This window comes from Bacillus sp. Bos-x628 (assembly GCF_040500475.1).
Taxonomy (GTDB): Bacteria; Bacillota; Bacilli; order Bacillales; family Bacillaceae; genus Bacillus; species Bacillus maqinnsis.
Genome location: NZ_CP159358.1, coordinates 1,826,544 through 1,840,611, shown reverse-complemented (window position 1 = coordinate 1,840,611; position 14,068 = coordinate 1,826,544). Strand labels below are relative to the sequence as shown.

Genomic DNA, 14,068 nt, shown 5'->3' with positions numbered 1-14,068 from the left:
GCACAGTCATTTAAAAAGGGAAGGAGGAATGAAATAGATGAGTCAATTTCAAAAGGATCAAGTTCAAGATATGTATTATTTGTCACCGATGCAAGAAGGAATGCTGTTTCATACCCTCCATCATCAAGAAAAGGGCTTTTATATAGAACAAATGGATATGAAAGTAGAAGGCTTACTTCGCCATGATTTGCTTGAGGAAAGCATGAATATCATCGTGAATCGGTACGATATTTTTCGTACCGTGTTCCTTCACGAGAAAGTCAAACGCCCTATCCAGGTTGTCTTAAAGAAACGACCTTTCCACATGGATGTCATTGATTTGCAGAGCCTTTCTGAAAAGGAACAGCTCGTGCATATCGATACGTTTAAACAAGAGGATCAGTTAAGAGGGTTTGACTTGTCGAAGGATATGCTCATGCGGGTCTCGCTTTTCCAAACTGGACCTTCAAGCTATCGCTGGATATGGAGTTACCATCATATCCTCCTTGATGGCTGGTGTTTCGGACTTGTCGTGCAAGAATTATTTGCGATTTACCATGCACTTTTGCACGAGATGCCTTGCAAACTACAGCCAGTCAAACCGTATAAGGATTATATTCAGTGGTTGGAAAAACAAGACAAACAAGCGTCTCTTCATTATTGGCAGCAAACATTAGCGGGGTTTGAAGGACAAACTACCTTTAAAGAGCAACGAAAACAAACGACAGAATATGTACTAGGCGAAATTGAATGGGCATTGGGCAAAGAAGAAACGACCGCATTGTCCGCTTTAGCTTCGCAGCAGAATACCACTTTAAGCAGTGCGCTCCAATCCGTGTGGTCTATTCTGCTCAGCAGGTATCAGCGGTCAAATGATGTTCTTTTCGGAACGGTTGTGTCAGGACGTCCGGCAGATTTGGCTGGTGTTGATCGGATGGTCGGGTTGTTCATCAATGTCATCCCAAAGAGAGTCCAACTGACGGATCAAGTGACATTTCGTTCACTATTAACAGAAACGCAGCAGCAGTCGCTTGCGGCTGAACCGCACCAATATATACCGATTTATGAAATTCAGTCAAAGACAGGTCATCAACAGCTAATCGATCATATTGTGGTATTTGAGAATGTGCCGCACGCAAAAAAAGACGACCAAGAGACACTGCTGGGATTTTCAGTGAAAGATATGAACATATTTGAAAAATCGAACTACGATCTCAATTTGCTGGCGTCACCAGGAGAACAATTGCAATTGAAGCTAGCCTTTAATCAAAAAGCCTTTGAACCTAGCTTTGTCCATCGCCTAAAGGAACAGCTTCATCTCTTACTAAAAGAGGTGATCAAGCATCCAGATCAATCCGTTCACACACTTACACTTACGACAAAGCAGGAAAAGCAACGTATTCTTGAGGAATTCAATGCGCCTGAACTTGAGCATGAACAGCTCTATTTGTCTAAGTGGTTCGAGCATAATGTCCGCAAACAGCCAAATGCGCCGGCATTGTCAGCCGGAGGACAAACGATCACTTATGCTGAGCTCAATGAACAGGCCAATCGATTGGCACGGCATTTACAAAAAAATGGGGTTGCCCATCAAACAGTAATTGCCATTTTAGCGGAGCGTACGCCAGAACTCATCATCAGTCTGCTTGCTGTGTTAAAGGCAGGCGCTATCTATGTGCCAATTGATCCCGAGTATCCAGACAGCCGCATTCAATATATGTTAAAGGACAGCGGAGCCACACATCTTCTGACTCAATCTTCCTTCATTAGTCAGGCGAAGGCGTTTGCCTTTCACGGCACATATATTTTCACAGATGATCAGGAAATTTCGTTGATGAGCCCAGAGAACCTGACGCTTGAGGGCGGTCTGCATGATATGGCGTACATCATGTATACATCTGGTACAACGGGACAACCAAAAGGGATTATGACAACCCATTCTAATATTGCCCGGGTTGTCAAAAATACCAATTACTTAACCATCTCAGAAACAGATACATTGCTCTCTTTATCAAATAGCGCATTCGATGGTTTTACCTTTGATGTTTATGGTGCTCTATTAAACGGGGCGAAGCTTGTGCTGCCGAAGAAAGAAACGATTTTAGACATGCGCCAGTTGACCGCCCTGATTTCAAAAGAAAACATTTCCGTCATGTTTGTTCCGACTGCATTATTTCATCTTCTTGTTGATGAAGGAACAGCCTGGATGCGTGGGGTTCGTAAAGTGCTGTTTGGCGGAGAAAGGGCATCGGTTCAGCATGTGAGAAAAGCTTTTGATGTGATGGGAAAAGGCAGACTGATCAATGTATATGGACCAACCGAATCAACGGTCTTTGCCACCTATTATCCTGTTGATGAAGCCATTTCTACAGATACATTGTCACTTCCGATTGGAAAACCGCTCAATCAGACGGGTGCTTATATATTGAGTGAGCACAGTCAGCTCCAGCCCATCGGTATGGTTGGAGAGCTTTGTCTTAGTGGAAAAGGACTCGCAAAGGGCTATTTGAATCGCCCTGATCTCACAAAACAAGCGTTTATGGCGCATCCATTTTTTGCTGGAGAAAGACTTTATCGAACAGGCGACCTCGCTTACTTTCGAGAAGACGGTCATATAGAGTATGTAGGCAGAGTGGATGATCAGGTGAAAATTCGTGGACACCGAATTGAGCTCACGGAAATTGAAGCCCGCCTTCTGATGCATCCAGGAGTAAGACAAGCCGCTCTCCTAGCAGACCACAATGAGACCAATCATACGAGATTGCTGGCATATATCACGTGTGAGGAAGGATGGAAAGAGAAAATCGAGGTGATCAAAGCAGGGATGAAAGAAAGCCTTCCTGCTTACATGCTGCCTCATGAGTTAATCTTGCTAGAGAATCTGCCGCTTACGCCAAACGGTAAAGTGGATAAACGAAAGCTGCCAAAGCCAGAGGCGCAGCAAGGTAATCGCCGGATTAAACTACCAGTCAATGAAGTAGAGCAGAAATTGCTCCTCATTTGGAGAGATTTGCTTGGACGAGAGGATATTAGTACCGATGACCATTTCTTTGAACTAGGCGGACATTCATTAAAGGCGATGTCTCTTTTATCTAAAGTGTCTAAAGAGTTTCAAGTACAGGTGCCGATTCAATTGCTGTTTGAGAAGCCGACAATTGAGGCGCTAGGACGTTATATTCACAAGCAAGACAACCAAGCCTTTGGCTATCTAGTTTTCAATGAATCACAGACGTCGACCGTCTTTGCTCTACCGCCTTTACCAGGTTACGGATTCATCTATCAGGAAGCAGCAAAAACGCTTCATGATGTCCGTCTGATTGCTTTTGATTTTATAGAAGCAGATAACCGAATCGAGCAATATATGCAGCATATACAGCACCTAAAACCTACAGGGCCATTGTCTTTCATGGGGTACTCTGGTGGGTGTTATCTGGCTTTTGAACTCGTCCAGGCACTTGAAAAAGCAGGGAGAACTGTTGAAAAAGTCATCATGATTGATTCCTATAAGAAAATTGGAAAAAGCGATTTAGCAGGGCGATCAATTGACGACGACATACAAGCGATTGTGGCTCGGACGCAGCAAAGCGAACTTGCACAAACGAAGCTGGTGAAAGAAGGGCTTGTTAAAAAAACACGTGCCTATTATGAAATGTTTGTGCAGGGGGTGAACCAAGGACAAATTCAAGCAGATATCCATTTCATCCAATCAGAAGAACGAATTGTGATTCCAGACTGGATGGAAGATTGGAAGCATGCAACGACCGGTGCATTTGTTTATTACCAAGGCTTCGGTCAACATGCTGACATGTTCAAAGTAAAAGAATGTGCAGTGCAAAATGCACAGCTTATCAAAAACATATTAAACGAAAGAAATAGACAACCAGTTTTGTAAACTTTAGGTTTGGCAGGGATGCGATGTGCGTTCCTGCCTGACAAAAAAGGGAAGGAATTCAAATGAAACCATCAACCATTCATCAAACTAGCGTACAAGAAGCATCGGATGCCATTTTACAAGATGTAAAGAACACGATCTTACAAACCAAAGAGATCGAACGCTTCGCTGTTTTTTCACGTGAAAAAACCATTCGACCGCGGCCATATCACCTCTCACACTTATTTCTCGAAAAGCAAATCGTGCAGGAGTCCGCAGATGAATCTGTTCATACCCAAACGGCTGTGCCTACCTTGGCGGACAAGCCGCCAGCCCTCTCCTATGGAGGGGATATTGATTTAACGAAAGGTGCCCAGACCCTTCAAGACGTCTTATCAGAGGCAGCAAAAACGACTCATGGACTCACCTATATTGAAAATAGCGAAAACGAACTGACTCAATCCTACAAACAGTTGAAGGAAGACGCAGAACGAATCCTGACTGGTTTAAGGATACTGGGTGTTCAGGCGGGTGATCCTGTTTTCTTTCAATTCTCATCCAATCATGCTATGGTCAGCGCCTTTTGGGCCTGTGTGTTGGGTGGGTTTGTTCCAACACTTGTATCGGCAGCACCAACCTATCGAGAAATGAACGCAGCGGTGCAGAAGCTTCATCACTCTTGGAAACTGCTGGATCATCCGCTCATTTTAACAGACGAAACGCTTGCCCCAGAGGTGGAGGGTCTGTCCTTGCTATGGCACACAGATCAATTACGCGTAGCGGCTGTTGAGCCAATGCTCTCTTTTGATAGAGATACAAATGTTCATCCTGTTACACCAGATGATTCTGTCTTTTTTATCTTAACGTCTGGTAGTACAGGGATGCCGAAATGTGTAGAACATTCACATAGAAGTGTTCTTGCCAACGTAAAGGGAACGGTTGAAGCCAATCAATTTACTAAGGATGATGTCTCACTAGACTGGATGCCTTTAGATCATATTGGCGGAATTGTCATGTTCCACCTTGTCAATGTGTATACAGGCTGTCAGCAAATTCGGGCGAGGACAGATGACTTCATTGCTCAGCCATTGCGGTGGCTTGATTGGATGGACCGTTACCGCGCCACGAAGACATGGGCGCCTAACTTCGCTTTTGCAATGATCAATGATTATGAGAAAGAAATTTCTTCAGGGTCTTGGGATCTTTCTGCCATGACCTGTATGATCAATGGGGCAGAAGCGGTCGTACCGAAGACGATTCACCGGTTTTTACACCTGCTTGCTCCGCACGGGTTAAAGGGAGATGTGATTAGACCAGCCTTCGGTATGTCTGAAATCTCATCAGCGGTTGTCTTCTCCTTTGCCATTGAAAGGGGGAATGAAGACAGCGGGGTATTGACCTTTGAAGAGACATCACTGGCAGATCAGCTAAGGCCTGCCTTAGCCCGTGAGACTGGAACAGTCAGCTTTACAGAGCTGGGAAGACCGATTCCAGGTATCACGATTCGCGTTGTCAATCATCAGCAGGAGCTTCTTCCAGAAGATCACATTGGCAGCGTGCAAATCAAAGGGCTAACGACAATGAAGGGCTATTACAAGAATGACGAAGCGAATCAAGAAGTGTTTCAAGCAGATGGCTGGTTTCACACTGGTGATCTAGGTTTCCTGCACGAAGGAAGGCTGACGTTAACCGGTAGAGAAAAAGACATGATCATCATAAATGGTAAAAATTATCACAACTATGAAATTGAAGCCATTGCCGAGGAAGTGCCTGGTGTAGAAACGAGCTTTGTCGCAGCTTGTTCCGTTCGTTTAGCAGCATCTGCTTCTGACGAATTGATTCTCTTTTTCACACCAAAACTATATGAACCTTCTTACATCATCAGGACAAGTCAGCACATGAAATCCCATATTGCAACAAAAATAGGGCTGTCTGCATCTTGCATCATACCTGTTCAGAAGCATGCATTTCCGAAAACAAGCTCTGGAAAAATAGAACGGGCACAGCTTAGGAAAAGATGGCAAGATGGCGAATTTGATGAAATCATAAAGGAAATGGATATTAGGCTTGAAAATGAGCATACACTGCCAGATTGGAGCTATCAGAAAGAATGGAGCTGTGCTCCGATTGATCAAGCGGCAGAACAAGCTTTAGGCGACATTGTGATCTTTGCAGACTCATTAGGGTTGACAGATCAATTGAAATCACATAATACCAACGAAGGAACTTATATTACGGTTGAACCGGGTCAAGAATTTACACAACTCTCACACAAACATTACCTCATCCACCCAAATCAGCCATCTGATTACGAACAACTCTTTGATACGCTCCGTTCGTACGGCGTTTCGGTAAAACAGATCATTCACCTTTGGAATTACACAAACCATCAAGATCCACTTCATGTCGACATGGCAAAACAAGCACAGTGTACTGGCAGCATGAGCGCATTGTTTTTAACAAAAGCGATAGCCGCATATGAGGAACCAGTGACCATCACTTTTGTGTCATCCCATGCGATGAAAGTGCCGGGAGATAAAAAGCATGATGTAGAAAAAGCGACTACAGCAGGGCTGATGACAGCTATCAAGCATGAATGGCCTTTTATCAATGTTCAATGCCTTGATTTTTGTCTGACAGAATCAGCATCTCAAGCATCTCATGCATCGGCTATCATGACAGAAATGAAAAGCAAGAAACCAGACCATATAGTCGCTTTTCGAGAAGGCATGCGCTATGTGCCTGTACTCACACCGCTTCATCTGGAGAAAAAGCAGCAAATGAAGAAGCCGCCATTTGAACTATCAGGTCTTTACGTAATGACAGGCGGACTCGGCGGGATTGGATCAATGCTCAGTGAATATTTACTCACCACCCATCAGGTACATCTTGTCTTGCTTGGCAGAAGGGCCAAAGACGAATTACCCGCTAATCAAAAAGAGACATTGTCTTTACTGGAAAAATTAGCGGAAGACCATGGCGGCACTGTTGTTTATGAAAAAGCGGATATCACCGATGCAAACGCAATTGAATCAATCGTATCCAAACATGAAGTGACTCATGGTAGATGGTTAAAAGGGATTGTTCATTTCGCTGGCATCATACAAGAAGAGCTGCTTGCTCAAATCACGTCAGTGTCTTTGAATGAGATGTACGAAGCGAAGGTATATGGAACCATTGCACTTCATGAAGCTGCATCCAAACGGCGGAACGTCTTGTTTATCTCTAGCTCTTCGGCACGAACGCTAAAGGGCGGGATGACAGTAGGAGCCTATTGCGCCGCCAATGAGTTCGTTGAACAATTTACTCATTATCAGAAACTGACTTCTACAGTGAAGCCGTATTGCTTTAGTTTCAGCATGTGGGATGAGATCGGGATGAGCGAAGGCTCCATGATCAAAGGCATTTTAAAAGAAAGAGGCTATCTTCCGATTTCAAAGCAGGCTGGCTTAAATACGATACTGGCAGGGCTCATGACAAATGCGACGTTAATTTATGCGGGATTAGACCGATCGAAGAGAGAGATTCAAGAGCTGGTCAATGCAGAGATACAAATAGAACAAGCGATTTATGTATTTTTCAAAACCGATCAATCAAAGGCGATAGAAGAACGACTATATCATTCAATTCAAACGTTCTTACAGCCACGTCTATCAAGTGAGTATACTGTACATCTTTATCCTGAGGAACTATGGCGGGAAAAAGAAGACGGCACACCAGATGAAGCTTACTTCCATGAACTCATAGAGGAAAGTGAGCATGAGTCAGAAGACCGACCTCCTCAAACCGGTACAGAGAAACTCCTTGCACACATTTGGTCAGACCTGCTGGATGTCTCAGATGTAAGCTGCAGCGATCATTTCTTTTTATTAGGGGGTCATTCGCTGAAAGCGACGCAAATGCTGTCAGCTATCAGACAAAGAACTGGTTTTGAAGTTCCGCTATCTGTTCTTTTTGAGCATACAAGACTCGGAGAATTGGCAGGATGGATTGATGCACATGCCAAAACCGATGAAGCGATTCCGATGAGAAAAGCGGAAAGAAGTCGGGATATTCCAATGTCTTTCGCTCAGCAAAGACAATGGTTTCTCTATCAATTAGAGCCAGATCTACCATTTTACAATAATACGATTTCTTTTCGAATGAATGGACCTTTAGATCTTGGTGTACTTCAGAAAAGTCTAGATCAGATGGTACGAAGACATGAATCATTGAGAACATCCTTTGCGATGAGCGGGGATGAACCAGTGCAGATCATCCATGAAAGCATAAGTCTTTCGGAACTGGAAATCCTTGATCTATCAGAATTGGCTTCACAGGAAGAAAAAGAGCACAAAGCGGCTGAATGGGCGAAAAGGGAGGCAAACACACCTTTTCAATTAGAGGATGAAGCTGTCTTTCGGGCAAAGCTGATTCGACTATCGAACACGGACCACCTTCTGATCATGTCCATTCACCATATTGTGTCAGATGGCTGGTCGATTGGCATTGTAGCAAAAGAGCTATCTGAATCGTATACAGCGGCGATTGAAGGGCGAGAACCAATGCTTCCTTTAATACCGCTGCAATATGCAGATTATGCGCTATGGCAGAAAGAATATTTGACAGGGGATATATTACAAGAGCAGCTCTCCTATTGGAAAGAGCAATTTGCGTCGCCTGTTCAAGATCTGGAATTGCCATATGACAATCCGCGCCCCGCCTTACAATCCTACAAAGGAAAATCGAAGAAATGGCGGCTGTCAAAGGAATTGTCTGAGCGACTGACAACACTTTCTCAGCAGACAGACAGCACATTGTATATGACGTTACTCTCGGCTTTCTCAACGCTTTTACATCGATTGTCTTCCCAAGATGAATTTGTGATTGGATCGGTGATCGCCGGAAGAAATCGCTCTGAAATTGAGCACTTAATCGGATTCTTCGTCAATACTTTGGCGCTTCGCATTGATCATGGGGGGAATCCTTCCTTTAAAGAGCTATTAAAGCAAGTGAAGAAAACAACCATCGGAGCATATGCACATCAGGATGTCCCGTTTGAGATGGTGGTGGATGAACTAAATATTGCACGTGATGCTAGCAAGCAGCCATTATTTCAGGTCATGTTCGTCCTGCAAAACCTGCCACTTGAGGCTTCTCGAATGGGAGAGGCAACGTCAGTTTTAACCATTGAAGATACTGACACAGCGAAATTTGATCTATCTCTTTTTGTGTTTGAAGGAGCTGAGGGTCTTCGTTTATCACTTGAGTATAATACGGATTTATTCTCTGACGATACAATGGATCGATTCATCCAATACTACGAGCACATGCTTGGCAGCATTTGTGAGAATCCAGAGCAACAGATCGAACAAATCCCGTTCTTGCCAGAGAATGAGAAGCATCAACTGGTGTATGAATGGAGCGGGAAAACGGGCAAACCATCAGGTCCACTCCTCATCACGGAACGATTTGAGGAGCAAGTGAAAAAGACACCTCATGCAATCGCCCTTGAATACCAAGGGGAGCAATGGACCTATCGCACCTTACATGAAAAAGTGGAACGGCTTGCCGCTTATTTACAGCAGCGAGGGGTCACCCCCCATGAGCCAGTGGGCTTGCTGATAGACCGAACGCCAGAAATGATTCTTGGGGTGCTGGCGATTGTGAGAGCAGGAGGTGCTTACGTGCCAATTGACCCAGAATATCCTGTTGCACGAATTGACTATATGTTGAAGGATACAGGGATAAAGCTCTTGCTCACGAAAAACAAATGGCTAAAAAAGGTATCCATCAGCCGCACCGATATGGTTTGTCTTGATCAAGGATATGAAGAATTTTTACCAGTAGCGAACGTGGTATCTGCTGCGCTCACCCCAGAAGGACTCGCTTATATCAATTACACATCTGGATCGACTGGACAGCCAAAAGGGGTTCTCATTCCGCATCAAGCCGTCATTCGGCTTGTATGTGAAACCGATTATGTCACTCTTGATGAACAAACACGTATTTTGCAAATCGCCAGCTTCTCGTTTGATGCATTTACCTATGAAATATGGGGTGCACTGCTGAACGGCGGAAGACTGATACTCACTGATCGAGATACCATTTTATCAATGGATGCACTGGCTGAAGCCCTGAAGGCTTATAAGATTACAACGGGTTTTCTGACTGTACCATTGTTTAACCGTTTAACAGAAGAGCATCCAGAAGCATTATCTGGATTTAACGCTTTATTCGTCGGCGGGGACGCCTTATCTGCCGCTCACATACGTAAAGCATTGACGTATTTGCCTGAAGGGCTCTTAAACGGTTATGGTCCAACCGAAAACACCACGTTCTCCTGTGTTCATCGCATTCGAGATTTGGATGAAAGGCAAACCACTGTACCAATCGGTCAGCCGATTGCCTATTCAGAAGCCTTTATATTAGACAGGCAACTACAACCTGTCCCGCAAGGAGTTATCGGCGAGATATACGTTGGCGGTACAGGGCTTGCACTTGGTTACCTTGGAGATGAAGAAAAAACAACGCAATCATTTATCTCGCACCCTTTCCGAGAAGGAGCGCGTTTATATAAAACTGGCGACTTAGGACGCTGGCTACCAAATGGCATCATAGACTGTCTTGGAAGAATCGATCAGCAAGTGAAAATTCGAGGACATCGCGTAGAATGTGGAGAAATTGAAGCCGCTATGCTGACCTTTAAGGGAGTGACAGAATGTGCAGTCATCCCGCATCAACAAGAGAATGGTCATAAACAATTAATTGGCTATTTCGTTCAGAAAGGTTCTTTGACCAAGCAAGACATTCGCCAAACCTTGAAGAAACTATTACCTGATTATATGGTGCCAAGCCTGTTGATGGAGCTGGATGAACTGCCACTCACACCAAATGGCAAGGTAGACCATAAACGTCTCCCAGCACCAGAATGGAAACAGAAAGAAGGAACCATGCTGACTGACGGGCCAGTAAGTGAAAAAGAGCGGATATTAGAAAAGGTGTGGTGCCAGCTACTTGGTGCTCCGTCGATTGGTATACATGATAACTACTTTGAGCTTGGCGGGGACTCTATTATCATCATACAAATGGTGGCGCGCTTGGCACAAAAAGGCTATATCATTCAGCCGAGAGATGTATTTGAAAAGCAGACCATTTCACAGCTTGCTCACGCTATGAAAAAGACTGATCAAGCCGTTTCGTATGATCAGACACCGGTTACTGGAGAGGTGCGTCCGCTCCCGATTCAATCATGGTTTTTTGAGCAGTCATTGGCAAACCGAGATTATTGGAATCTATCGGCACATATTGAATTGAATCAGTCAGTGTCGCTCTCGCAGGTGACACATGTTCTTTCAAAGCTTGTCGATCATCACGATATGCTAAGGGCGATGTATATAAAAGAGGCGGATGGAACTTGGGTGCAAACCGTTCGTGAACCGGGTGTAATCCCTTGTGTCACATCTTTTGATTTGACGAGCTATTCATATGAAGAAGCTCTTAAGCAAATCCATATAGAAACGGGTGCTTGCCAAAGTACATTGTCTTTAGAGCAAGGAGAAGTGATCAAGGCCATTCTTTTCCACACAGGCCACAATACATCAGAACTTTTCGTCGCTGCACATCATCTGGTGATAGATGGTATCTCATGGCGTATCATACAGGAGGATTTGTTAGCAGGTCTTCAGCAGTTGAAAGCGGGTCAGGCTGTGACTTTTGCGAAGAAAACCGCTTCTTACAAGCGTTGGGCTGATGCACTATATGAGTATGCACAAACAGAAACATTACTAAAGCAGGCGCGTTTTTGGCAGCAGGTGATTGATAAAGAGGGTGAAGGTTCTCCTTTTCAAAAGCCAGCGCTTTCCAATATAGAAGAACATGCTGAAATACGATCTGTTCAGTTGACGAAGAACCAAACAGAGACTTTGCTCAAGCAGGCATCTCAAGCATATCGGACAGAGGTGAACGATTTACTTTTAGCAGGGCTTGTACAAGCCATTGGTCAACCCGTTTTGATGACATTAGAGGGGCATGGACGCGAGGATTTATTTGAACAAATGGATTTGTCACGGACAGTCGGCTGGTTTACGAGCTCTTATCCTATTTTGATTCCTTTTATAAAGACCGATATCGAAAGACAAATCAAAGATGTCAAAGAAACCTTAAGAGCTGTGCCGCAAAAGGGGATCGGCTATGGTCTGCTTCAATATATGACCGAATCTCGTTTACTCAAAACGGTGACTCCGCAGATCAGTTTTAATTACTTTGGTCAATTAGATCAGACAGATGGTGAGGCAAGGCTTTATTTAGCAGATGACCGAAATGGGCACGTTCATGATCCGAAAGCCGATAGACAGCATTTAATCGATGTGTACGGCTATGTTGTGGGTGGTCAGCTTCAGATGAATTTTATGATGAACCGTGAGCTTCTCAAGAATGAAGAAGTGCGTCTGATACCTGAGCGGTTCAAGGGAAAAATAGAGGAGATACTCTCACATTGTTTAGAGACAACTGGTGGTTTTACACCATCTGATTTCCCAATGGTGCAATTGTCGCAGCAGCAAATTGATCAGCTTCCAGACAATGTGATGGATGTGTACCCGCTTTCTCCAATGCAACAGGGCATGCTGTTTCATGCACTTTTAGATCAAGCGTCACAGGCTTATTTTGGTCAGGTTCACATGACGCTGGAAGGATTAACTGATGGTCATCAGTATGAACAGGCATGGAATCTCCTTGCGGGACGTCATTCCATTTTACGGACAAGATTCGCTTGGGAAGGCTTAAAAGAGCCAGTGCAATTGATCAGATCAGAAGGAAGCATTCACCTCAATCAGCACGATGTGCGCCATATGAGTGAACAAGAACAAAGGGATCTGATTGAACAATATTTGCAGTCCGATCGTTTAAGAGATTTCGATTTAGAGAATATAGATGAGCCGCTCATTCGCATTGCACTATTTACATGTGATGATAAGAGAAGCACTTTTGTTTTTAGCTTTCATCATATTTTAATAGATGGCTGGAGTTTGTTCAGCTTAATTGGAGAGTCCTTCGCACTGTATCGTTCTCTTATGGACGAAAGACAGATCGACCTTCCCCCTGTGCGGCCATATCAAGATTTTATCGAGTGGTTGTATAAGCAGGATCAGCAAAAGGCGAATGAATTTTGGAAAGATTATATGTCAGGGGTTGAGGAAGCGACACCGCTTCCTGGAGACGGTGAACAAGCACTGGAAGAACCGTCAGGAATCAAGCAGTATAGCGTCAAACTGACGCAAGATTTACAGCGGAAATTGGAAGAATTAACTGGCACGCAGAAGGTGACAATGAGCACACTGATTCAGTCAGCATGGGGCCTGCTGCTGCACCTTCACTCGGGTTCAGAGGATGTGGTGTTTGGTGTCACGGTATCTGGACGACCGGCTGCCTTAACAGATGTTGAAAACATGACTGGACTATTTATTAACACATTGCCGCTCCGTTTGCCATTTACACCGGACTGGACGATTTCTCGCATGTTGGCCCATACACAGGAAACCGTTTTTCAGATGCGTGAATATGAGTATACAGTTCTGCCGGATATTCAGCAGATGACCCATATTCCAAATGGTGAATCATTGTTTCACAGCATTGTCGTTTTTGAAAACTACCCGATTGAATCGGTCGAGCCATATGGTGTGAAAATACTAGATATCGCAAGTCACGAGGAAACCAACTATGATCTGACACTAGTGGCCGTGCCGGGGGATACATTAGAGCTTCGAGTCACTTACCGCTTGAACCAATATACAGAAAAGCAAATCCAGACGATGATGCAGCAACTACTGCACACGCTTGAAGCCATGACAGAACAATCAGATATACCGCTCTCTTCTTTTACAATTGTGACAAATAAAGAGAAAGAACGGATGGTCAATAATTGGGCGATAAACGCACAAGTTAGTGTGCTATACCCAGACCAAGAAGAGGTCTACTCAGGTGTTCATGATCCTTCTAGTGAAACGGAAATCTATGTACTAAATGAACAATATCAGCTCATGCCGATTGGATTTCCAGGAGACATCTTTATTGGTTCAAAGGATATCAAAGCACATTGTGGGGAGCTTGCCGATTGGATGGAGGCCCATAAAATTCCGCATCCATTCCGACATCAAACAGGCGAACAACTCTATCCGACAGGAGATGTCGGCGTATGGACGGAAGAAGGTCAGATTCAGATTTTGGATTGGATGTAGG

Annotated in this window: 2 protein-coding genes; both read left to right on the top strand. The window is 44.3% G+C overall.

Features of this window, described 5'->3' with window-relative positions; all coding sequences use genetic code 11:
* Positions 1 to 37 precede the first annotated feature (37 nt).
* On the top strand, positions 38 to 3,871 hold the full coding sequence (locus ABVJ71_RS09580; protein WP_353853827.1) for an amino acid adenylation domain-containing protein: 3,834 nt from the start codon (positions 38 to 40) through the stop codon (positions 3,869 to 3,871).
* A gap of 62 nt (positions 3,872 to 3,933) precedes the next feature.
* Positions 3,934 to 14,067, top strand: a complete 10,134-nt coding sequence (locus tag ABVJ71_RS09575; RefSeq protein WP_353853826.1) for an amino acid adenylation domain-containing protein — start codon at positions 3,934 to 3,936, stop codon at positions 14,065 to 14,067.
* Position 14,068: the final 1 nt, after the last annotated feature.

Coding starts and splice junctions, on each gene's coding strand:
- ABVJ71_RS09580 (WP_353853827.1), top strand. CDS start 38: ATGAGTCAATTTCAAAAGGATCAAGTTCAAGATATGTATTATTTGTCA.
- ABVJ71_RS09575 (WP_353853826.1), top strand. CDS start 3,934: ATGAAACCATCAACCATTCATCAAACTAGCGTACAAGAAGCATCGGAT.